Genomic DNA, 24,297 nt, shown 5'->3' with positions numbered 1-24,297 from the left:
TTTTACCCTAAATGCCTAATTGTAAAAAAATAGGAAGTCCGCTACGTTTTTAACAAAAGATCTGCTCTATACTAGAAAGTTAACATGTTTATTAACAATTTTTGGGACGTTTTTTTACAAATGCCAGGCGGAGTGCATTCAAATGGTGGAGTGCATTCAAATGGCGCAGTTTATTCAAATAGTAGAGTACATTCAAATAAAAGCTTCCCGAAAAATTAACATTTTGATAATCTGACGAACCTATCTTTGTTAGGTGAAAACTACCGAAGCCAATGTAGATAACCACTATGTGTTGCGTTTTAAAGAAGGTGACCCCATTGCCTTTGCTTATTTCTTTGAGCGGTATTGGGAGGATCTATACACCGTCGCTTTTCGTCATCTTCGGGAAGAGGATCAGGCTAAGGATCTCGTGCAGGAAGTATTTATCCATATCTGGGAAAAACGATTGCTCGTGAGTACTGAATACTCCGATATAAAATTCTATTTCCACAAAGCCCTCAAAAACAAAATACTGAATTACTACGCCTCGGAGCGTGTACGAAAACAGGTCCTGGAGAAATCAATGGAACGCATGGAAGCTTTTTCCAATTTGGATTGCCAGGCCTTTGCCAGGTATAAGGCGCTGGAGGCTATTGTGGATGATTCGATAGACAAATTGCCTAAATTGATGAAAGCAGTCTATCTAATGCGTTCTGACAATTATTCAATAACACAAATTGCCAAGGAACTCAATCTGGCGGAACAGACCGTTAAAAACTACCTGTCAGAGGCCAAAAAGATCATGCGGTACGAATTGACAAGAAGATTTGCCAACCACGATTCTGTATTTTTATTGCTTGCGGGTAGCTATCTCCTTTATGATTATTTAATATAAAGAACATATTTAATTAAAGTACTTTGCCCGTTTTGATCTGTATTAGTATAAAAATTAATGCAGGTGAATTTAGAACGCTTTAAACTTATCATAACAGATTATCTCGGGGGGAAATTGACTGAAGGGGAAAAAGGCCATGTTGACGACTGGTACGAGTCTATTTCAAACGACGACATTTCACCTTTTATAGATGCAAATCATCGGGAAAAAATCAAACAAGAATTATTTATTCGTGTAGGGATAACTGAAGAGCCTGCGAGGGCAAAGAAGGTGCCCAACATACCGATCAGAAAATTCTCCTGGCTTTCTGCAGCAGCGGCTATTTTGGTCCTAGGAGGCATCGGTCTGCTATTTTTACAGCACAACCCGATGTCGCTTTCTCGGAAGCGTACAGAAACGGTCGCATTACTGACGGAAACGGTTACGAATGCGGGCGAATTGAAAGAAATTCAGTTACCTGATGGCACATCCATTTTTTTAAACGGAAATACACGTATCCGCTACGATCGTAAGAATTTTGCATCAAATAGAAGATTCTTTTTAGATCGGGGGGAGGCATTCTTTCGGGTCAGACGGGATACTTTACATCCATTTAAGATAGAAACAGGCAGCGTCTCTGTTGCAGTCCTAGGAACATCATTCAACGTCAACAATTCGATGTCTACTAAACATGTCACCGTCGAAGTTAAAACTGGGCGGGTGAGTGTTCTAAATGCAAAAAATGGAGCAAACCATATTCTTACAGCAGGTAAGGCCGTCCGGTATAGCGTAGCTAAAAATGATTTTGAAACTTTCGATAGCGATGCAGCTTACATCAGTCTTTGGATACAAGGCGGTATGCAATTGAATAACATCAGCTTCAAGGAACTGAAAGAAATAATCTATAACCGCTTCGGTGTTGTGTTGCTTACCGAAAATCTGAATACAGATACATTCAATTATTCGCTTATGATACCGCATGTACAGTCATTAGATCAGGTGCTGAATATCGTTTGCAATATTCATCAAATCAAATTTAGGAGGGAGAAAAATGAAATAATCTTATACAAATAAGCTGTAGGGGGTAGAACAGCATAATTTATTTGCTCAGGAAAAGTGCTCATCTGGCAAACCGCTAAATCGACCAGTGAGCACCTGAATATTCATGTTTAAAACATTCATACAAATATATGTATAAAATAATTAAGCTTACCGGCCTTGCGACAAAGCTTGCGCTCTGCGCTATGGTCTCTTGTGCTGTAACCAATAGCCATGCTGGGGGATTGGAAAAGGTCAATCACGCTTACTGGGATAATATCAATATTCATTTGTCTAGTGGTAACGCCGCGCAGGCGGTACTGCAGTTGTCAAAACAAACAGGTCAAGCGATCGGCTACGATCGGAGTATGCTCCAATTAGATCGGATTTTAATTGCCGAAAAAAAATTCCAGAATGTGAGCTTCGAGGAAGTTCTTGCCTATATCCTGAACGGGACCAACATCAAGTCGAAAAGAGTATCCGGGGGTATTGTCCTTGTAAAAAATACGAGTAAACAAGAGTCTTATGATTTGAAATTGCAGCTTGTCGATCGCACAAAACAACCTATTGGAGGAGCTTCTGTACATATTCCACTGAGTGGACAGAGCGCCTTGTCGAATGCCAAAGGTGAAGTGACTATTCGATTAGCTGCCGGCGTATATGATGTACTGATAAGCCATGTTGGCTATGAAAAAAAAGAGTTGAACGATCTCAAGCTCGATGCCAACACAGCAGGTATACGTCAGGTGGTCTTAAAAGAAGATGACAACGAATTGGATGAAGTGGTCGTGACTGCATTGGGCATCAAACGGCAGGATCGTTCCCTCGGTTATGCTGTCGGTAAAATTAAGGGTGAGGATATCAATCGGGTCAATAATGATAACTTTCTGGTTGGTATGGCAGGTAGAGTACCCGGGGTTTCGATTAGTTCTACAGGGCCCACTGGTTCAAGCGTGAATATGGTGATTCGTGGGGCATCATCGTTAAGTACAGACAACCAGCCGCTATTTGTCGTAGATGGAGTGCCCTTGATGAATAGTTTAAATAATATTGGTCAGATCGGTGACGACAACAAAGTGGATTATGGTAATGCAATTGCCAATATCAATCCCGAAGATATTGACAATATCTCCATCTTGAAGGGGCCAAGTGCAGCTGCGCTTTACGGCTCACGTGCAGGTAATGGTGTGGTGCTGATCACAACCAAAAGTGGTAAGAATGCGGAGAAGATGACCATTGCTGTGACTAGTAACACAGTATTTGATATTCCGTATAAATTTATTGAATTGCATAACAAATTTGCAAGCGGTACCTTGCCATGGCGACCAGGCGACCTGCCCGGCAATTTAGTTATTGAGGAGGAGTCTAGTGTTATGGTAGGCCCTGCACTGGATAAGGGGTATAAAGCTGTCCAATGGAATAGCCCACTTGACGAGAACGGTAAGCCCATTCCTACGGAATTAAAAGCGTACCCAAATAATATCAAAAACTTTGTCCAGACTGGGGTCACAAGTACCAATGGGATTTCCCTGAGCAACAGAAGCGAAAAACTGGACTATCGTTTCTCGTATTCCAATATGGCCAATAAGGGGATTATCCCCAATTCGGATCTGTTCAGAAACACCTTGAATATCAATTCGACCATGCGCCTTCGCAATAGCTTGACATTGGGACTTTCGCTAGATGCCAGTAGAAATAACTCCAACAATAGGCCTGCAGGAAATCGGGGAACCAATCCGATGCAAGCGGCCTATGAAGTTGCACCTCACATCAATATTCTGGACTTACAGGATTATTGGTTGCCAGGGCAGGAGCAGATCCAACAGCGTTCACAGTCTATTGGCAACCACAATAACCCGTATTTCCTTGCTTATGGAGTGAATAATGCTTTTACAAGAGACCGCGTCTTTGGAAACTTACGGTTAGATTGGACCATCAAAAAAGATTGGACGGCCATGATTCGGTACGCAACGGATATCTATTGGGAAAACAGGGAAACAAAAATCCCTTACAGTTATACCAACGAACCCAGAGGTGCTTATGGGATTGTTAATCTGATGAATATGGAACAGAATATCGACTTTCTGACGGCATATACAAAGAAGATGAGCGACTTTCAGATCACAGGATCACTGGGTGGAAATTTGCGGTATAATCGTGGTAAATCCGTGCAAAATACCTCAAAGAATGGCGCTGGATTAATCACGCCGGGACTCTACACATTGGCCAATATCAGTCCATTAAATTTGGATTTCTACAGTACAATTTCTGAAAGAGCCATAAACAGTGTTTACGGACTGATCAATCTAAGTTACAGGGATATGGTTTATTTAGATGTGACTGGGCGCAACGACTGGTCCAGCACCTTACCTGTGAACAATCGATCCTATTTCTATCCTTCGGCATCCCTAAGTGTGCTGGCTAACCAGGTGTTTTCTTTGCCTAAAACGATCAATTTGGCAAAACTGAGAGCGGGTATTGCACGTGTAGGAAATGATACTTATCCCTATAATCTCTCCAATGTACTGAGTAATCCAGGTAGCTGGGGTGACGTGTTGCGGCTAACACGTTCGGGATCACTCTTGGTTCCTAATCTGAAGCCCGAAATTGCCACATCTTACGAATTTGGCTTGGATCTGGGTATGTGGAATAATCGACTGAAGTTTGAAGGAACCTACTATAAGCTGGAGAACAAAAACCAAATTATTTCAACAACACTTCCCGGATCAAGTGGTTTCAATTCGAAAAATATCAACGCCGGACTGTTAAGCAGCCGCGGTATTGAACTTGCTGTTTCCGGGCGACCTATTGCCAAGGAAAATTGGTCCTGGGACGTTGGTGTCAACTGGCATCGCAATCGTACCCGTATCGATGAGCTTTCTGATGGTGTAGAATTCTATACCTTTTGGACCGACGGTCGGGGTGGGGCACGTACCTATGTCGGGGAAGAGATCGGGGATCTGTACGATTCCAAGTTAGTGACCGTAGAGGATCAATCGTCGCCGTATTATGGTTTTCCTATTCTCAATAAAAATGGTTCTTGGCAGGCTGTACGGATCAATAATAGCCGCAACAAAATCGGAAATTTTAATCCCGATTTCACGATGGGCCTACAGTCAAGTCTTCGCTATAAAAAATGGACAATGAATATTGCCGCAGATATGCGCTTTGGAGGGAAATTTATGTCGCAGACCTATCGCTATTTCGAATCGAATCTAACCACGCAACGTTTTCTTGACCAAATGATCAACCCCAATGGGATGACAGGCGAAACGCTACGCAATTATTTGGTCGATAACAATCTTGTTCGCGTGCAAGGCAATAGGTATCCCATTGTTGGAGGACCAGGCGAAGAGTATGGTGGTTATCCGATCAGTGTTGGTGGTCTTGTTGGCAATTTTGGGGTGTTTAATCCTGGTGTTATCGCACAATATGATGATAAAGGTAATATCACAGGTTATACAGAGAATCTTGGTGGTGAAGGAACAAAATATATCGCTTATTCAGACAATTACCCTTGGGATTTTATGAATGCAGCGACATTTGATGCTTCTTTTATCAAGCTTCGGGAACTGTCCTTTAGCTATGATTTATCAGGAAAATGGCTGAAACGTCTCGGAATAGAGAATGGCAGTGTGGGAGTCTATACCCGTAACCTGATCTTATGGACCAAAGCAAAAGTAGGTATAGATCCGGAAATGGCCTTCCAGCCAGAAACTGGTGTTGGATTTAAACAGGGGATTGAGCGCTACAACGTTACCCCTTGGTCAATGCCTATTGGATTTAAAGTAAATGTGACATTTTAATATACGACATAAATGAAAAATCAGTTGAAGAGATTCACCATGGCTGTAGTAGGCCTTGGGATGGTATGGAATATTTCAGCTTGTAAAGATCTGACCGAACTTAATATCAATCCGAACGGTGTAAGTGAGGAAGATGCCAATCCCAATCTGTTATTGCCGACCATATTGACAGGAACAGCGAAAAAATACAACGAATTGAGTTTCTCAGATCTTGGCGGAGTTATGCAGCACACCCAATTTGATGCATGGTTCAATTCACATAATGACTACGAATGGACAGGAGGGATTCTGAGCTGGGATGCCTATTATGGTTTTCTACGTGACAATGAGCTTATGCGTAAACGTGCGGAGAAATTGGGGCTGGATTTCCATAAGGGAGTTTCGCTGGTGATGCGCGCTTACTTATTCGGATTGGTGACTGATCTCTGGGGAGATGCTCCTTATACCGATGCCTTAAAAGCGGAACTGGGAGATGCTGTATATAATTTTCCGAAATACGATAGTCAGGAAATGATCTATAAGGGAATTATCGAGGAGTTGAAACAAGCCAATGAACTTCTATCCCGCCCCGATGGTTCCTATGAGGTGCTGGCGAATGCGGATGTTTACTTTGGCGGAAAGGCTTCCAAATGGCGTCGTTTTGCCAATTCTTTGGCATTACGGTATTATATGCGTATTTCAGCAAAGTCTGCTGACTTTGCCAAACAGGGGATTGAAAGTATTGTTGCCAATCCCGATAAATTTCCAATTATTACGAGTACCACCGATGATGTATTGATGGATTTTGTTGGAAATAATGCAAATGACTCCTGGCCGTCAAATACGGTGTATGATGCCAGTGGAAGTAATTTTAGACGAATGAAAATGTGTGCAACATTGGTCGACCGACTACAGGAACTTGGCGACCCACGTTTGGCGGTTTGGGCCAGAAAGGTAGACATACCCATTGAGATCCGCAGCAACGAGCCCGCAGGTACAGATAAGATCGTCAATGGTGTTCGGATTGTATCACCGGATGTCGTCAAAGGTGTTCCCATGGATACTGATAAGGAGTATGTTGGACTGCCGCCAAGTGTATCTAAAAACCCTTCAGCCTACAACCTCAATCCAACGCCCGGGCAGACCTCGATCAATCCGCATGTTTCTTACCTGAATGATAGCTATCGTTCGGCGAAGGGAAGTTTGTTAAAAGCACGCTTGCTTTCTGCTGCCGAAGTTAATTTTATTTTGGCTGAAGCAGCCTGGAAAGGATGGGGGCTGCCTGAGTCAGCCAAGACCTATTATGAGCGTGCTATACAGGAATCGTTGGCAAGCTGGGGAAAGGGCGCAGACTATTCCAACTATATCCGTCAGAAAGGTGTGGCGTTTGAAAATACGCAAGTGCAGATCATCGAACAAAAATGGATCGCCAGTTGGTCAACTGCCGCACAGTCCTGGTTTGATTATCGTCGCACAGGGTACCCCGCTTTAAAGGCGGGACCCGCAGCCATTCGTACACAGCTTCCTGTTCGTGTACCTTATATGCAAACTGAAATGAGTGTGAATCAAAAAAATGCAGAGGAGGCCTTGAAACGTATTGAAAAGACAGCGTATTCACAGGCAGACAATGAAAATAGTGCCTGGTCAAAACCTTGGTTATTGCAAGGAACAAACAAGCCCTGGTAATTAGTAATTAAAAATTATTAAATAGAGTAATCAAATCGCTTATAAAATCAATATCACAATGAAAATCAAACATATTCTTCTTGCTGTAGTACTGTGCTGTACTTTATTGGAAGGGAAAAGCCAGACGGATAATAAAGCCAAACAACCTGACCGGATTACGTTGACCTGGTCCGATGAGCCCAGCAGTACGCAGTCTGTTTCTTGGCGGATCAATGCGGATAGGACCAAAATAATTGGTCAGATTACTGAAGAACAGAGCAATCCAGAACTTGAAAAAAGCGCGATTACAATAAATGGAACAGCGCTACCGCTCGAGCGAGGACAGCAAGAGGATGCTTATGGACAGGTAACCTTCCGTGACCTGAAACCCGGTACAGTTTATGCCTATCGCGTTGGAGATGGCAGCAATTGGAGTGCCTGGAACCAATTTAGGACTGCGGAGCGTTCAGGCGCGTTTTCATTTATCTATTTGGGTGATGCACAGAACGACTTACGTTCACGCTGGGCACGTGCCATTCGGCGTGCTTTCCAGCAGGAAGCGAATGCACGCTTTATTGTTCACGCGGGCGATCTGATCAATCGTTCGAATGCAGACGAGGAGTGGGCGGAATGGCATGAGGCAGCAGGATTTATTCATCAGATGATCCCTGCTGTTCCAACACCGGGTAATCACGAGTACCGTCGCGACTCGCTTGGGAAGCTTGTACTTGACCCGCATTGGAAAGTACAGTTCAACTTGCCGAGGAATGGCCCTGAGGGTATGCAAGACGCTGTTTACTACCTCGATTATCAGGATCTACGTATGATCTCCCTAAATTCTCAATTGATTATGCTCGACTCTACTGCAGCAGCGATACAGGAAAAGTGGCTGGAGAAAGTGTTGTCTTCATCACCAAAAAAATGGAACATTGTTGTCATGCACCATCCCGTATACTCTACGGCAAAAAATCGTGACAATACCATCTTGAGAGAACGTTTCAAACCTATTTTCGAGAAATATGGTGTCGATTTGGTCCTTCAGGGCCACGATCATACCTACGCTCGTGGCGGGCTGGGTAAAAAGCGGCCTGTCTATCTCCTGTCTGTAGCGGGGCCTAAGATGTACGAATCTGATTCTGAACGCTGGATGGAAGTTGCAACGTCACAAACGCAATTGTATCAGGTGATCAAGCTGACCGATAATAGGCTGTATTTTTCAAGCTACAAGCTGAATGGGCAGTTGTTTGATTCATTCGAGTTGTCGAAAAGGTAGAACTACATAGACGGAAGGTGATCCATTCAAACCGGATTACTTTCCGTCAATATAGGTGCAGGATTCAATCCATGAGGCGATTAAGATGTAACTGCGGCGAGATCGCCGGTTTCAAAGGTATAACAAAAAGAGATTGCAAAAAAATAGCTATACAGCAATGAAAAAGATTTTATTTTCTACTATCTTGTTGAGTATGATAGTAAGTTCTACAACCCACTTATATGCTCAGTCGAACGATTTAATAAAAAAATTAGATCAAAAAAGTTTACACGTTGCCGCACACCGGGGAGCTCATCTGGAGCAACCTGAAAATTCAATTGCTGCTATCGAAGAGGCCATTCGGCAGGGGGCTTCCGTGGTAGAGGTAGATGTAAGGGCAACCAAAGATGGTGTACTTGTGCTGATGCACGATAAAACAGTCAATCGGACGACAACCGGGCAAGGAGAGGTCGCCAAACAGACCTATGCCGAGCTTCAACAGCTTCACTTACGCAAAAAGGCTAATGGTGAAGCCTCGGATCATGTTATACCAACCCTATCGGAAGCTTTGCGCGTTGCAAAGGGAAAAATCCTTGTTGATCTCGATTTTAAAGAAGAACGCAAGGAGTTTATTAAGAAAACCTATGCGCTTGTTGAACAGGAGGGGATGGAAGACCAGGTACTGTTTTTTCTTTACGATTACAAAGACATGCCCAAGATTTACAAACTAAATCCAACGATTACGCTTTTTCCGAGGGCACGTAATATGAAGGATCTAACGTCCATACTGAAGATGAAATTAACTTCAATTGTCCATCTTGATGAATCATTTATTGATACCGAAAAACTTAATGCATTGCGCCAACAGGGCATTTATTTTTGGATGAATAGTTTGGGGGAATATGATGAAAAAGCTGAACGGGAAGGAAAGAGTGCATATCGGTCTTTTTTGGAGAAATATCCTTTTGTACGTCTTATTCAAACAGATCATCCTAGTTTGTGGCGCGAAGTGCTCTCCGGCTCTTAGTCTATTTTTATCTGTTTAGTTAAAAATGCTTGATTTTATTGTAGCGATATTGGTAAAATGATCGTCATTCAAGATATAACTAATGGAAACCACAATGAATAAATTATTTACTGGAAGTTTTGCTATTCTCTTTTTACTGACGAGCTGCAGTAAGGAAAATGAAGTGACTGCACCTATGGATGTTCAAAAACAGCTGGAAAGTTTTGAATGGAGCCCTATCGTGTCTGCGAAAGGGACGACAGACGAGCAATTGAAGCATAAACCGAAAGATTGTGAAAAGGATAATGTGTATACGTTTACATTTGCTGAACCAGCGAATAAGTTCACTGTCAATCGTGGTAAAGAACTATGTGGGGATGATAAGCTAACATTTGAAAGTTTGATTTTTGCTGAACTACAGCATCGCGCATTTACCTATGATAAAGAGAAGAAAAGTATCAAGTTTGCTGATAGTGATCCTTACCAAAGTTATGAGGTACAGCTTGATGCTGATCAGCTCATATTAATTTCGCGCAATAATAATCCAGCAGCATACGTACTACCAATTGAATTCTATTTTCAAGGTAAGCGAACGGCTGCAACAAAATAAGTAGTATATTTCCTTTAACATTCAAAATAAAGACGGCTTGCCGTCTTTATTTTTTTGTTCAATTCTGTTTTGATGAAGTTGCAATTGAATATTTCACATTAATTTTTTCTTTGTCTAGCTGTTTTGTTGTTGCCCAACGTGCAAGAATGAATTTCGTGGATGTTTGCCATTTGCTCTCCTCTACTTCAGTACATAAAGTAGACCCTATGTTAGGTTGCTTAGATGAACGCTGTTCAAACCAATGCTGCCGCCCTATGATTATTAAAAGAATTAGGAATCAAAATTTAACTTGATTATTTAGGCTAAATCGTTAATTTAGTGGTTTGGAAACCGGTTGCATAGATAATGTGAAATAATAAAACCGGATCCAATTAATGAAGAAAACTAGATAAATAATAATCCACTTATGAAAGTCCGTATATTACTTATGGCGGCAATGACGACATTGCTCTGCCCACAACTTCAAGCCCAGCAATTGCCCTATAAGAACAGTACGTTACCAATTGAAAAACGGGTAAGTGATCTATTGGGAAGAATGACTGTGGAAGAGAAAGTCGGGCAATTGAGCAAATTGCTGGGCTGGGAAATGTATAGTAAAAACGGAAAGCAGGTTACAATCAGCAATAAATTGCGAAAGGCAGTAAAAGAACAGCATATCGGATTATTATGGGCAACCTTACGTGCCGATCCTTGGACACAGAAAACCTTGCTGAATGGCCTGAGCCCTGTAGAAGCTGCGCGTGCTACAAATGCGATCCAACGTTATATGGTGGATAGTACTCGACTAGGGATTCCATTGCTGTTGTCTGAGGAGGCGCCACATGGACATATGGCGATTGGTGCAACAGTATTCCCTACGGCGATCGGACAAGCGAGTACATGGAACCCACAGTTGATTCAGGATATGGCATCAACAATCGCCATGGAGACTTATGCTGTGGGTGGTAAAAACGGCTACGGTCCTGTATTAGATTTAGCACGAGATCCACGTTGGTCGCGTACTGAAGAGACCTATGGGGAGGATCCCTATCTGATCGGTCAGATGGGAACTGCAATGATCCGTGGTTTTCAGGGTGAGAAGTTAGGTGAGCGCGATAAAATAATAGGAACTTTAAAGCATTTTGTAGCCTATGCTGCTCCAGATGGCGGCCACAATGGTGAGTCCGTATCGTTTGGAGAACGAAGCCTGAGACAGTATTTTCTGCCGCCTTTTGAGCGTGCTGTAAAATCAGGAGCTGGGTCGGTAATGACAGCATATAACAGTATTGATGGTATTCCTTGTTCTGCCAATCCCTGGTTGCTGAATGACATTCTACGTAAAGACTGGGGATTTACGGGGTTTGTCGTATCGGATCTATTGAGTATATCAGGACTCAATGGAGGGCACGCAACTGCAGAGACTGCAGAAGAAGCGGCTTCACAAAGTATACATGCCGGATTGGATGTCGATCTAAGCGGGACTGGTTACGGTTCAAATCTGCTTAAGGCTGTCCAACAGGGGCTCGTTGAACCTGCAGTTCTTGATACAGCAGTGGCCCGTGTACTGCGAATGAAGTTCAATCTGGGGCTTTTTGATCATCCCTATGTGGATGAAAAGTTGATAGCCCAAAAAGTCGCTACGGCACAAAATAAAACGGTGGCAAGACAGGTGGCCCGCGAGTCAATTGTTTTGCTTAAAAACGATCAGCATATCTTACCCTTAAGTAAATCGTTGAAACGAATAGCCGTTATAGGACCGAATGCCGACAATGCCTATAATCAGCTGGGCGATTATACTGCTCCACAAGCTGAGGGAAAAGTTCAGACCCTCTTGACCGGAATACGGGCGGCAGTTGGTAACAGTACCAAGGTTGATTATGTGAAAGGTTGTGCGATCCGTGATACAAGCAATTCCGATATTGCTGCCGCCGTCGCAGCTGCAAAGCAGGCCGATGCGGTGGTTTTAGTCCTGGGTGGTTCGAGTGCACGTGATTTTAAAACGTCGTATCAAGCAACTGGAGCAGCCAATGTTGATCCGAATACGGTAAGTGATATGGAGAGCGGAGAAGGATTTGATCGCGTTTCTCTGGATATGATGGGCGATCAGATCAAGTTGCTGAAAGCGATACAGGCGACGGGAAAGCCAGTTGTACTTGTTACGATTATGGGAAGACCATTGAACTTAAATTGGGCAGCTGAACATGTGCCTGCGATCGTGAATGCCTGGTATCCGGGACAAGAAGGCGGCCTGGCTATTGCCGATGTATTGTTCGGTGACTATAATCCGGCTGGAAGATTACCGATTTCGGTACCTCGTTCGGTCGGCCAGCTTCCTGTACATTACAATCATACAAAACCCAAACATCACGATTATGTGGAAATGTCGGCCAAACCATTGTATGGTTTTGGTTATGGGTTGAGCTACAGTAGTTTTGATTACTCCAATTTACAGGTCTCTCTGAAGGAGAATGGCAATGATTTTGTATGTATGGTGACGTTCGACGTGGCAAATAACGGCAAATTGGCGGGCGATGAGGTCGCTCAGTTATATGTTGTGGACGAAGTAAGTTCGGTCGTGACACCTGTTATGCAGTTGAAGCGGTTTGAGCGTAAAAACATTGCCGCAGGAAAGAAAGAACGTTATTCTTTTCAATTGACCAAGGAGGACCTCAAACTTTGGAATGCAGGTAACGAATGGAAGACAGAAAAAGGCAGGTTTAAACTTTTGGTCGGCGCATCTTCCGATGATATCCGGTTGAAGGGAGAAACGGTTTTAACAAAGGATTATTAATCCTTGACAAAAATATGAAATGGGGCGGTCCAGTTTTTTTGGACCGCCCCATTTTTTATCTTGCGAGTTGAAACCACCTACTGTATCATTTCAAACTGCTGTATTATTTTGAATATTGGACCCACAGCGATTTATATTAAATGCTAGACAATCTCTTTTTTACTGTACCGATAGCATGGTGTCTTAGTCGGATCTACTGGCGCTGTTTCTGTTCAAGAAAGCTACCTGAGCACAATATGCTTGATACTTTTCCTATTCCAGGTATAGGTGATGTGGATAAGACCGTTTGTGTCCTGAATAATTGTCGGATAAGAATACTCATCGTTCTTTACCCCATTTTCAAGGGTTAGGACATCTTTCCACTGTAAGCCATCCTTTGATATGGCGACATGCAGTTTTGTGCGTCCTTCCCACCAGTCGTTGCCAGCGATGGCCGGATTGAAGACGATAATAAATAAACCATTATTTAAACGAATGGCGTCGGTAGCTGAATTGGGATTGAGCAGGTTTGTGGCTTGCCAGGATCCCCAGGTAAGGCCTTGATCTGTTGAGAATGCTGCCATCACCTTATTTTCTTTACTTCGACAGAGCACCTGAATGCGTCCATCTGTATGTTGGATCACACTTGGCTGAATAACCTGGATACTGGTATCGGGGCGTATTGCGCTGACGGACCAGGAGCGGCCATGATCGCTGCTGATTTCCAGATGTGCTTTCCAAATTTCTTCTTTGGACTCCGTGCTGGAAGGGGAGAGAATCAGTCCGTTTGTCAAGGTGAGTGGTTTATTCTTGATTGGCCCCAATATACCTTCAGGCAATTGCTGCGCTGCAGACCAGGTCGTTCCTTTATCCAGCGAATGTTTGACATAGCCTTTCCATTCTCTGGGGTTGGGTCCTATTTTATAATACAAAGATAGGGTGTCACTGTGCGGGTATTGATAGAAGACAGGATTCCATGTTGGAAAGCGGTTGTCAGCAAGGATTCCATCTGCAATCTGTACAGGACGCTGCCATTGTCCATGGCTATATAGTGAACTCCATATGACAACATCGGGGTTAGATTCATGTGTACCACCAAACCAGGCTGCCAATAAACTGTCTTTTCCGATGACTTGAATCGTGGAAGCATGGCATTGTTGGAATGGAACCTGGCCTGTTTTAAAAATTTGCTCTGATACCAGGATCTGAGGTTTATACGTTGTACATGAGGATAGAAAAAGAAGGATAAATAGTGGAAATAGGTTGATTTTTTTCATTGGAATTTAAGGTTCTAAAAACCCCATAGTTTGTTGATGACTTATTTTCTTATTCCTGAGCAGAGGCTTTGGGAATATTGAGATATTCAGGCGGTGATCGGTAAATAATGACCTTGTTAAATGATAAAATTCCGTTGGATTATATCCAACGGAATTTTATATTATTTGCTTTGCAATTGAATTGCAGTAGCATAACTAAATCGTGTACTGGGGCTTCTTAAGGTAATTTGGTTACCACGTTGAGACCAGTCCAATTTACCTTTATGACCCAAAATAGCGATTTTCTTTACGCTAAAATTATCAGGTACTTGAAAGACGTATTCATTGGGTTGTTGGTAAGTATCACCTTCAGAAAGATGGAATACATTGACCACTTTACTGTCTTTGCTTCTTGTGTAGTAATAGTCACCTTGGTGATATGGAGCAATCGTACGTGTTGCAAACACTGCCGTTTGATTGATTTTCATCCAGGCTGCCAGTTCGTTCAAGCGATCGTATGCTGCCTGGTCATAATCTCCTGTTGGGCCAGGGGCTATGTTCAATAGGTAGTTTCCACCGCGGGAAATAATTTTTACCAATGTTTCAACAATCTTTTTTGTCGGCTTGTATTGATCGTTGGGCACATAGCTGAACGAATTACCCATGGTGATACAACTTTCCCATGGAATATCCAAGGGATGTTCAGGGATCGCTTGTTCAGGTGTAACATAATTTTCCCAGTTTCCAGGTACTGTACGGTCGACAACGATAATGCCGGGTTGATTTTTCCTTGCCATGCCACCAATGCGGTCCATGTCAATATTCTGATCCATTTTGATTGTTTGCTGCCAGTCAACAGATTTGTCAACGGTTTCTAAGGGGCGCACCTGGCCACCATCCAACCAGAGGATATCGACTTTGCCATATTCTGAGGTCAGCTCGTTGATTTGATTGTAGGTAAAGTCTTTGAATTTTTGCCAACGATCCGGATATTTTTTAGGGTCATAATTTACATTTCTGTCTTTTGGCGGAAAGTATGACCACCAGTAGTAATCGGAGTGCCAGTCCGGTTTGGAGAAATAGGCCCCAATTTTAAAACCGTCATTGCGGAAGGTATTGAAGATTTCTTTGGTCACATTTGCCTTTGGATTTGTGGAAAATGGCGTTTTGGAGGATGTAATTTTATAATCCGATTCTTTGGTATCGAACATGGCAAATCCATCGTGATGTTTTGTTGTAAAGACGACATATTTCATGCCGGCAGCTTTCGCGGCATCGGCCCATTTTTGTGGATTGAAATCCGTAGGATTAAAGGTGGTCTGTAGATTTTCGTAGTTCTTGAGGTATTCAAAATAAGTTTTACCATGTTCGGGTTTGCGTTGGGTCCAGCCTTCATCTTCAGGACAGATACTCCAGCTTTCAACGATTCCCCATTGACTATAGGTACCCCAGTGCATGAAAAGACCAAACTTCATATCTTGCCATTGTTCGAGATTTTCAATTACTAAGGGATCAGTCGGTTTTTGATAGCCATTAGATACGTTGTGTGCCTGGCCAAACGCTAGTGTTGCGCTTGAAGCAATCAGCGCAGTGGATATAATGGTTTTTAGTTTTTGCATGGATAAAGATAGTGAAAATGATAAAAAGAAGGCCACCTTAGGTGGCCTTCTTATAGATAGATGTAGTTTATACGTTAATTAACGTCCCAGAAAAGTTTGGTGTCTGGCGTATCTTTACTTTTTACTTCCTCATAATTTTTTGCATTGTATGTTGCTTCTGTTTGTGGCAAAGTCAACCTAACAGGAACAGTTTTCTGTCTATCGGTAGTAAATGTAGGGATTGTAAACTTCGGATAGTCCAAACGACGTTGCTCTGACCAGTTTTGTACAGCCTGAAAAAGGTTGAAATGTAGCCATTTTTGCGTAGCGATCAATTGGATTTTATTCGTAGTATTATCCCAATTTACAGCGGTTACGAAATCAGTAATTTGTGTTGCAGTAGGTACCGCAGCCTTAGCGATAGTGGCATCATCACTTTTCTGACTAATTTTTGTATACAGATCGACAGATTCTTTGAGTGCTGTTTCGAATACAGTTTTAGCTGCAGCATTGTTATTGTGTCTGCTATAGTATTCTGCTAAGAGAAAATTAACTTCCGATGCAGTGACCAACAGACCGGGAAGAAATCTGTTACGTGAAATAGTGTTACGATGTAAGAAGCTTAAAGTTGTTCCTCTAACTAAAATATTTTGTTCTGCAGAGGGGGCACTTTGATCAAGACCGATGTATACACCATTCGCTGTTGATCCTGTTTCAAATAATAGCTGACGTCTTGGATCGCTGATTTTATTCATTTCATCGATCATATATTTACTTGCTATGTTCGAATACCAACCATCAGTTTCAAAAGCACCTTTAATATCCTCGGACTTAATATCTGAACTTGTATTGAAAATATCCAATTGTGCATTTTCACTATTTGTTAGAATAAGTGGAAAAGTTGTTTGGTTTTCTACGATTTGAGCTAGTTCCGTTGCCGCTCTAGCAGAAAATTGAGAATTTTCAGATACGCGCGTCAACATCCTCAAACGAAGTGAATTACAGTGTTTTTTCCATAACGTAAGATCACCATTATTAATTAGATCCTGCGTTTTAAAGGTCGATGCAAAAGTTTGTGGAACAGTTATGGAATTAAGTTCTGTACTAATCGCTTTTAAGTCATCCAACATCGTTGTGTAGATATCCTCTGCTTTATCATATTTTGGATAGGAAATTGTATAATCTCCCCCATTGCCCATCAATTTACCAGCTTCCGTCCACGGAATATCACCGACCAAATCTACCATTTGTTGTGTTTGGTCGTAAAATAGAATCTTTGCTGCCAACGCCATTGAACGTTTTTGAGTTTTGTCTTCATCACTCAATGCCTCATATAGGCGAACAAATTCTTTATATTGTGCTAAGCCTGCGTAATATTTATTCCAACGTTCTTCGATTGCTGCAGAGCCCGGAACTAATTGATTCGCTTGATTTATGGATCCTAGATTCTGTATATATAAATTAATTGTAGGGCGTAATGTGATAAAATAATTTCCATATGTTGGAATGATTAATGCTCTAAAGTCATAGATCATTCCTGTAAATTGCTTTTCTGGCGTAGACTCAGAAACTTTTCCCGGATTTTCATAATATTCTCCAAATGAATCTTTTTTGCAAGATGTTATTGTCGATATGGATGCTGCCAATAGGCCACAAATAAAAAGTTGTTTTTTCATTGTCGTAAAATTTAGAAGCTAGCGCGTAGCATTAAACCATAGGTTCTAGTTGCTGGCGATGTACCTGCATTAGAAACGTTATTGATCCAGTTAGAACCACCTGTCATTTGTTCAGGATCTATATCTTTGATCGATCTATAAATGAAGAATAGATTCCGTCCAAATGCTGAGAGCTGTATATTTTTTGCTTTTAATTTGGAAGCTACAGAGGCAGGTAGACGATAGCCTAGCGAAATCTCACGCATTTTTATGTAATTATTTTTTTTGACATAAAGTTCGTATCTCGATTGAGAGTATTGAGGACCTCCCCAGTTGTAAGTGCCATTATAGTAGGTTGCTTGAGAGATAATATTGCTGTTGTTTGTTCCATCAGCGAGTTTTCCGTCCATCAACATACCATCGTGGTAAACAGTTTCACCATTAGGTCCAGTATTGCCACTCGTAGCTACCCCGATGATATTGCCACTTGCATCTTTTGTCTGATAGTAGCTTAGCCCACCATGTGCAGCATCCATGTAATTTAAACTTTCTTCTGTTAGACCTCTACTTGTCATCCAGTTTATACCAGTAGGCATGACACTACCTCCAAGTCTAAAATCCATCAAAACATCTAAATTGAAATTTTTATAGCTGAAGTTATTTATGAATCCTCCTACTGCTTTTGGCATAGCATTTCCAGCCTTTATCCAACGGTCTCCATCGATTTCGTACATACCATTAGCAGATACAATTTTGTTGCCGTTTTCATCTGTTTTAATAGGACGAACCATAATATCACCCATCGACTGTCCTACGTTGGCTACAAGCTGAGCAGCATTACCATCATAATCTCTCAATAATAATGTTCCTGTATTGCCAGGCAATTCTTTGACGACATTTTTATTCATAGAGAAATTCAACGTAGTAGACCATTTGAAATTCTCTTTTTGAATCGGAGTTCCATTGATTGCAAACTCCCAACCTGTATTTCTTAATGTACCCACATTGGCAAGGATTGAGTTAGAGCCTGTGCTGATTGGTAATGTATAATTCAAAATTTGATCTTTGATCAACCCATTATAATAGGTTATGTCAAATCCTAATCGTCCATTCAACATTCTAGTTTCCAAACCAAATTCTATCTCATTTTTAGTTTCTGGTTTGATGTTTTCATTTCCAAATTCTGTTGTCGGCACTGTTGTGTAGATAACAGATGCGCCACCGTCAACTTGTGATCCCAAAGTCTTTTGTGTGTAAGACAATGCGCTCTTATAGATATCCGGATAGTTACCTACAATCCCCCAAGAACCACGAAGCTTTGCATAGTTGAAAAACTCTGGTAAATGGAAGGCGTCAGAAAGAATAAAACTTGAATTTACTGACGGATAATAGAGCACATTATTATCTGGGCGCATAGTTGAAATTCGCTCTCTACGTATTGTTCCTTCCACATTCCAAAATTCTTTAAGATTGAAATTGACAGTTCCAAATAATGCATCTCTTAGCATGCGATTTCTATAATTGTACTTGTCGTTTCTCGTTGCTAAATTTAAAGTTGCATTGACATCATACCAATTTCTCACCGTCAATCCACCTTCTGTTTGATTTTGAACATAGACATCTTCTGACCTTGTAGCTGTATAACCACCAACGACACCGATTTTGATGTCTTTATTTATATTTTTGTTATAAGTAGCTAATAAATCGGTATAATAGATATTTGCATTTTGATTTCCTAATGAGAAGAATCCAGAGTTGCCAAATAATAGCGGTTTTTCGTTAGGCTGCTTATCTTCGGTCTTTAAGGAGGTGACGTCTGCTGAAACACGTGCTCGTAATGATAGATCATTGGTGACATTCCAAGTTGCAGTATATGATCCAATTAAGCGATTTGAGTATTCATCATATTGTTTTGCTTTAGAATTCCAGACATATTCCAAAACATCGCCACGGTATCCATTATAACGTATATTTTCCGCTGGAGTTAGGCTTTGAGCATCTGCTGCATCAATTACATATTTATATCCTAAGCTAGTCTGATATTTACCGAAGTACCACTCTGGATTGTCAAATGTGGAAATCATCCCACCAAAGTTGTTAATTAGACGGTCGGTCAAAAATGGTCTATTATGCGTATGCTGATTAATGAAATTTACGACAACATCATTTTTGAAATTTTTCCACAAGGTGAAACTTGCATTTAAATTGGCGATGTTTTTCTTATTATAAGATTCTAACGCGGTCATTTGGTTGTCTTGACGAGTCAAAGAGAACCTAATATTTGAGTTTTCTGATGTATTGCCAATTGCTAAATTGAAAATGCTATTATTGGGATTGTTGAAAAATTTATTATAGGAGTTTTGAGCAGAATATGGACGAACTTTACCATCCCAAGAGATAATATCTTTACCATCGAATAAAGGTCCGAAGTTGACCGTTGAATTCATTACACCTCTATTGACACCATTTACAGCAAGATTATTTCCATAATATTGAAACATATCGTCGGATTGCTTGTCATCTTGGTAAGCCTTTGAATATCCTGGGCCTCTTACATCTTGGAAATTAGGTAAATAAGCTATTTGATCATGCGTGTAGGTCGCATTGAAATCAATTGTAAATCCCTTTCCAGCTTTTCCAGATTTGGTCGTTACCAATACAACCCCATTCATCGCTTCAGAGCCATATAAAGCTGCTGCGGAAGCACCTTTTAAAATACTAATGTTTTCGATATCCTCAGGGTTGAGGTCTTCTAGACCATTTCCTCTAGCACGTTGGTCACCCCAATAATCTGAATTGTTGAAAGACGTTTGTCGCATCGGAACTCCGTCAATAATGACCAAAGGTTGGGAGTTTCCAGTAATGGAGTTTGTACCACGAATGTTGATGTTAATACCCGAAGTTGCTCCCCCCGGTGCTGCAGAAATGCGGACTCCTGGTGCTTTTCCATATAATGCTCCAGCAAAGTTGGGAGATCCGGTCTTTGTTAATTCTTTTGAGTCAACGGTACTCATTGCGTAACCCAGCTCTTTTGGGGCACGCTTGATACCCATTGCTGTTACGACAACCTCTTCCAAAGCAGAAGCATCTTCTGTTAATTTTATGTTTATTGTTTTTGAGGTACCAACCACTATTTCTTGGGACTTGTATCCGACAATGGATACACGTAAGACCTCACCTTGTGAAGCTTGAATTGTAAAAGACCCATTGGCGCCTGTTTGAGTACCTCTGGTTGTTCCCTTAACGGAAACTGTTGCGCCAGAGACTGGTCCATTAGCATCTGAAACTATTCCAGAAATGCTTTGCTGCGCATAAAGCGATGTAGCACTGAAAAGTGTACATAACGCCAATCCTGCAGTTTTTTTGTAAAATAGACTCATGTTTTAGGTATTTGTGTAAAACGTTAGTTAATAATGTTTGTGATGTATTTTTCTATGACTAATGCTGTTGTGCCGAGTTGCTGCGCTCTTTTGTGGAGGTCGGACATCTCAATGCTTGTTTTCTTCGATATTTTAGGAATGCTATATTCATTTACTGCAACTTGAATATGAGGCGCAAGGATATAACCGATTTCCGCTCCACGACCACTGATGATAATTTTGTTCGGATTGAGAATATGTATCAACGTTGATATTCCTTTACCTAGTAAGTACCCAATTTTTCCGATATTATTGATTGCTATCTGATCACCAATGTGAACGGATTCAATAAGAGCTTCAGCTTTGTTGTCATATTCTTCTACAAGTTTTTCATATATAGAGTATTCGCCGTTCTTTATATCCTTTTCAATATTACGGATGGCAGCGCTAACAGAAGCTTCCACTTCTAAGCAGCCTCTCTTTCCGCAAGAGCATAGTGTTAATTCGTCGGAAAGAGGGATGTGACTGAACTCGCCAGCAAAACCAGAAGTTCCTTTAAAGATGTCGTCATTAATAAGAATACCCAAACCTACCCCCCAATTAAGGTTAATGACAAGGGAGTGCGAGGAATCTTGTGCATTTCCAAATTTTTTTTCAGCCCAGGCAACACAGCGTGAATCGTTGTCAATTACTGCTGGCACGTTAAATTTTTGTTCGATGAGTTCCTTTATGTTATATAAAGGGGAATCACTGTTGTAGGATTCATTTAGCCCTGTTTCTGAATTGACAAATCCCGGCATGCTAATCCCTATGCCGATAACTTGTTTTAAATCAATGTTATTTGTAGAAACAAAACGATCTGCGGTTTTTAATAGTACGTTTGCCGCATCAGGATCTCTAAGATCGACCGGAAGATTTTCTAACGATGAGATGATATCCCCTTTAAGGTTTGATAAGGTAATTGCTGTATAGAATTGATCGATAGATAGGCTGACGATTGTATAGCTTAAATCTTCATTAATCATATACTGCATAGCCTTTCTTCCACCTGTCGATGCAGCATAACCTTTCTCAACTACGATATTCTTTGAAAGAAGTTCGTTGATTTGTTTGGTGACGGAAGGTATACTTCGTGAAAGTGAGTTCGCAATGTCTGCAATCGGTTGCATAGGCCGATAATACAAATTCCTTAAAATCTCTACGACCATTTCTACTTAAGCTTCATTAATGAGTAATTATTTGGTTTTTAATGTTTTCAATAATGATATTGTACTTTTTAATATCATTGGTAGTTGGTTTTTAGCTCAATTGCTCTACTTAATTTAGGTGTGCAGCAGTTGAGTTTTTCTGTGTTTATTTTTAGTTTATAAATAAAGATATAGATACTTTATTTTAAGTTCCAAATTCTTTTTAAAAAATTTAAAAAGAATTTGATAGATTCTTTATTTTTAAGGGAATGGGGCGCTTCTTTTGAATTAATAATAAGTGTAATTGTAACAAATATACTGATCAATATTGTTGTAAACTAGAAAAGCCGGCTCAAGGCCGGCTTTTCTATCTTTATAAAGAAATTATTTTTGTTTGGCCCACCATAGAGGTGTAAATACGCCATCTGATCCACCTAATAAGGATACCGCTTTATCATAATTTGCCTGATCAGCATTTCTAAATGATGAAGGATAGCTCGTTCTTTGTGGAAAGAAATCTACTTGGTTTTTTGTATAATTTGCACTTGTCAATTGTGGCATTGTTGCGATGGCTGTTTCGACAGCAGGGTTTTCAAAGAAAGGAAGGCCTAAACGACGTTGGTCATTCCATGCCTCAAGGCATAAGTATGGAAATGAGGCAATATATTTTTGCGTGATAATTTTTGTTAACTTATCATTCTTGATTGCTCCATTTTTATAGATCGTATTTTCGGGATACTTGATTGCGGCAGTTCCTGTAGCATTAGTATAACCGTCTTTGTACTTGACATTGAATGTCGCAGCAGGCTCCGTTGTATGATCATATTTTACTGAAGTTCCCACACGGTTGTAATTTTCTGATGCTAAGTATTGACCGAGGTAAGAAGATACTTCCCAGTAGTTAAAGTTTTCTGAAATACCTTTTTCATAGGCAACTTTGTCAGATATAGGGGTGTTCCAGCCTCTCAAAGCCGCTTCGGCAATCAAAAAATAACTTTCCCATGAAGCGAAGAATAAACGTTTTTGCGTGCTTGTTCTGAACTTTTTGATCATGCCTGGAATACGACCATTTTGTGCTCTAAGCACAATATTCGACGATTTAGCTCCCCATGTACCTGACGTAAACGCATTCCATGTGTATGAAGTTTTAAAATTCAGTGTAGTGCCGTCCGGTTTTTTGATTTGGGCATCCTGATTGCTAGCATCGGTCCAATATTGTGGATCGGATGTATGACCTGGAATAAAGAAAGCTTTGTATGCTCTTGGATCCATTTTATTTGGAATCCCATCTAGGTAATAACCTTGGCTTGGGTCATTTGACATAGTTGAGAAGTTATCCAGGTAACGGATACCAAAATCGTCTTCGTTTTTGATTTTGCTTAAAACTTCGGTTTCTGTAAACTGATCAGCAGTTTTGATGCCACCCAACCCAATAAATATATTGTTTAATGTAGCAGATAGTAGTTGTGTATTCCATGAACGGCTCATTACACCCGTTAGTGGATCCCAACCGTCTTTTTCCTGCACGCCGAAGTTTTGTGCAGCTGTTTCAATGTATTTATTCGTTTTAACAGCATCCTCAAATTCAGTTTTTGCTTTCGTTGCATCAACCTCTGATAAGCGCATTGCCAAACGCATACGCATTGAGTTCGCATAGCGGATCCAATTGTCCCATTTGAAACCGTAAGCGGCATCATAGTTTTCAATACCCGAATTGCTGACAGCTGGATCGATTTTCGATTGAGCATCTTTTAATTCAGTCAATAGATAATAATAAACGTCTTTTACAGAATCAAACTGTGGATTAACTCCTTGAAACCCTTTAGTCGGTATTGGTCCAAAATTGTCGCTCAACTCACTTAATAAGTATGCCCGCCATATCCTGGCCACTTGGACCATGTTTTGATTGTAAACTGCAGCAGTACCATTTTGTGTTTTCTTATCTGCAATTTCGATGGTTGCATTGGCATTATTCAACCAACCTGAAATACTTGACCAATAGAGTGAATTAAAGTCATCACTTTGTTGTCCAATATTGATAAAATTAAAGTATTGCTGGTGTGCAGCGGTTTTCCAGGAGTAAATAAATAAACGTTCAGCTAATCCGGGATCTTGTTGCGCTCCGATAATGGAGTTGTTCAAAAAATATTCTGGTTTGACTTGCTGATCATTTGCAGCAGTTTGGTCTATATTAATATCCTCAAGCTTTGTACAAGAGGTAGCTGCGCTTCCTAATAATATTGCTAGCGCTATTTTTGATAGTGTATTTTTCATGATAATTCAG

General features: G+C 41.0%; 14 protein-coding genes. 8 read left to right on the top strand and 6 right to left on the bottom strand.

Annotated elements, in window-relative coordinates; genetic code table 11:
* Positions 1 to 253 precede the first annotated feature (253 nt).
* From GVK91_RS18045 to GVK91_RS18010, 8 genes are all read left to right on the top strand, one after another.
* Positions 254 to 874 carry an RNA polymerase sigma factor gene (locus tag GVK91_RS18045; RefSeq protein WP_159730614.1) on the top strand — a complete coding sequence of 207 codons (621 nt, stop codon included), beginning with the start codon at positions 254 to 256 and terminating at the stop codon, positions 872 to 874.
* Between the two features lie 63 nt (positions 875 to 937).
* Entirely contained in the window at positions 938 to 1,927 is a 990-nt protein-coding gene (locus GVK91_RS18040) for a FecR family protein (protein WP_159730612.1), read from the top strand.
* Between the two features lie 116 nt (positions 1,928 to 2,043).
* Positions 2,044 to 5,697, top strand: a complete 3,654-nt coding sequence (locus tag GVK91_RS18035; RefSeq protein ID WP_235032951.1) for a SusC/RagA family TonB-linked outer membrane protein — start codon at positions 2,044 to 2,046, stop codon at positions 5,695 to 5,697.
* Positions 5,698 to 5,709: 12 nt separating this feature from the next.
* The gene (locus GVK91_RS18030) at positions 5,710 to 7,362 is read left to right on the top strand and encodes a SusD/RagB family nutrient-binding outer membrane lipoprotein (protein WP_159730610.1); all 1,653 of its coding nucleotides are present in this window, start codon (positions 5,710 to 5,712) and stop codon (positions 7,360 to 7,362) included.
* A gap of 58 nt (positions 7,363 to 7,420) precedes the next feature.
* Positions 7,421 to 8,614 (top strand): metallophosphoesterase family protein, encoded by a 1,194-nt coding sequence (locus GVK91_RS18025; protein ID WP_159730608.1) that lies wholly within the window; start codon positions 7,421 to 7,423, stop codon positions 8,612 to 8,614.
* 157 nt (positions 8,615 to 8,771) lie between these two features.
* Positions 8,772 to 9,620 carry a glycerophosphodiester phosphodiesterase family protein gene (locus GVK91_RS18020; protein ID WP_159730606.1) on the top strand — a complete coding sequence of 283 codons (849 nt, stop codon included), beginning with the start codon at positions 8,772 to 8,774 and terminating at the stop codon, positions 9,618 to 9,620.
* A gap of 94 nt (positions 9,621 to 9,714) precedes the next feature.
* Positions 9,715 to 10,209, top strand: a complete 495-nt coding sequence (locus GVK91_RS18015) for a hypothetical protein (protein WP_159730604.1) — start codon at positions 9,715 to 9,717, stop codon at positions 10,207 to 10,209.
* Positions 10,210 to 10,615: 406 nt separating this feature from the next.
* Positions 10,616 to 12,979 carry a glycoside hydrolase family 3 N-terminal domain-containing protein gene (locus GVK91_RS18010; RefSeq protein WP_200845655.1) on the top strand — a complete coding sequence of 788 codons (2,364 nt, stop codon included), beginning with the start codon at positions 10,616 to 10,618 and terminating at the stop codon, positions 12,977 to 12,979.
* A 221-nt stretch (positions 12,980 to 13,200) separates the two neighbouring features.
* On the opposite strand, the gene GVK91_RS18005 is transcribed toward GVK91_RS18010, so the two are convergent.
* From GVK91_RS18005 to GVK91_RS17980, 6 genes are all read right to left on the bottom strand, one after another.
* Entirely contained in the window at positions 13,201 to 14,235 is a 1,035-nt protein-coding gene (locus tag GVK91_RS18005; RefSeq protein ID WP_235032950.1) for an exo-alpha-sialidase, read from the bottom strand.
* Between the two features lie 161 nt (positions 14,236 to 14,396).
* On the bottom strand, positions 14,397 to 15,833 hold the full coding sequence (locus tag GVK91_RS18000) for an alpha-L-fucosidase (RefSeq protein WP_120333537.1): 1,437 nt from the start codon (positions 15,831 to 15,833) through the stop codon (positions 14,397 to 14,399).
* 74 nt (positions 15,834 to 15,907) lie between these two features.
* Positions 15,908 to 17,488, bottom strand: coding sequence for a SusD/RagB family nutrient-binding outer membrane lipoprotein (locus tag GVK91_RS17995; RefSeq protein WP_159730602.1), 1,581 nt, complete (start codon positions 17,486 to 17,488; stop codon positions 15,908 to 15,910).
* 11 nt (positions 17,489 to 17,499) lie between these two features.
* Positions 17,500 to 20,847, bottom strand: coding sequence for a SusC/RagA family TonB-linked outer membrane protein (locus GVK91_RS17990; RefSeq protein ID WP_159730600.1), 3,348 nt, complete (start codon positions 20,845 to 20,847; stop codon positions 17,500 to 17,502).
* Between the two features lie 23 nt (positions 20,848 to 20,870).
* Positions 20,871 to 21,995: an ROK family protein gene (locus GVK91_RS17985; protein WP_159730598.1), complete on the bottom strand. Its 1,125-nt coding sequence runs from the start codon at positions 21,993 to 21,995 to the stop codon at positions 20,871 to 20,873.
* A gap of 402 nt (positions 21,996 to 22,397) precedes the next feature.
* Positions 22,398 to 24,287 (bottom strand): SusD/RagB family nutrient-binding outer membrane lipoprotein, encoded by a 1,890-nt coding sequence (locus GVK91_RS17980; protein ID WP_159730596.1) that lies wholly within the window; start codon positions 24,285 to 24,287, stop codon positions 22,398 to 22,400.
* Positions 24,288 to 24,297 lie beyond the last annotated feature (10 nt).

Origin of the sequence: Sphingobacterium sp. 18053 (genome assembly GCF_902706145.1) — a bacterium.
Classification (GTDB): Bacteria; Bacteroidota; Bacteroidia; order Sphingobacteriales; family Sphingobacteriaceae; genus Sphingobacterium; species Sphingobacterium paramultivorum.
Note: the sequence above shows the minus strand (reverse complement) of the source record. Positions and strands in the feature narration are given on the sequence as shown.

Excerpts from the sequence above, each read along its gene's own strand:
- GVK91_RS17985 (WP_159730598.1), bottom strand. The coding sequence starts at position 21,995 with ATGCAACCGATTGCAGACATTGCGAACTCACTTTCACGAAGTATACCT.
- GVK91_RS17980 (WP_159730596.1), bottom strand. The coding sequence starts at position 24,287 with ATGAAAAATACACTATCAAAAATAGCGCTAGCAATATTATTAGGAAGC.
- GVK91_RS18015 (WP_159730604.1), top strand. The coding sequence starts at position 9,715 with ATGAATAAATTATTTACTGGAAGTTTTGCTATTCTCTTTTTACTGACG.
- GVK91_RS18035 (WP_235032951.1), top strand. The coding sequence starts at position 2,044 with ATGTATAAAATAATTAAGCTTACCGGCCTTGCGACAAAGCTTGCGCTC.
- GVK91_RS18030 (WP_159730610.1), top strand. The coding sequence starts at position 5,710 with ATGAAAAATCAGTTGAAGAGATTCACCATGGCTGTAGTAGGCCTTGGG.
- GVK91_RS17990 (WP_159730600.1), bottom strand. The coding sequence starts at position 20,847 with ATGAGTCTATTTTACAAAAAAACTGCAGGATTGGCGTTATGTACACTT.
- GVK91_RS18000 (WP_120333537.1), bottom strand. The coding sequence starts at position 15,833 with ATGCAAAAACTAAAAACCATTATATCCACTGCGCTGATTGCTTCAAGC.
- GVK91_RS18025 (WP_159730608.1), top strand. The coding sequence starts at position 7,421 with ATGAAAATCAAACATATTCTTCTTGCTGTAGTACTGTGCTGTACTTTA.
- GVK91_RS18005 (WP_235032950.1), bottom strand. The coding sequence starts at position 14,235 with ATGAAAAAAATCAACCTATTTCCACTATTTATCCTTCTTTTTCTATCC.
- GVK91_RS18020 (WP_159730606.1), top strand. The coding sequence starts at position 8,772 with ATGAAAAAGATTTTATTTTCTACTATCTTGTTGAGTATGATAGTAAGT.
- GVK91_RS18010 (WP_200845655.1), top strand. The coding sequence starts at position 10,616 with ATGAAAGTCCGTATATTACTTATGGCGGCAATGACGACATTGCTCTGC.
- GVK91_RS17995 (WP_159730602.1), bottom strand. The coding sequence starts at position 17,488 with ATGAAAAAACAACTTTTTATTTGTGGCCTATTGGCAGCATCCATATCG.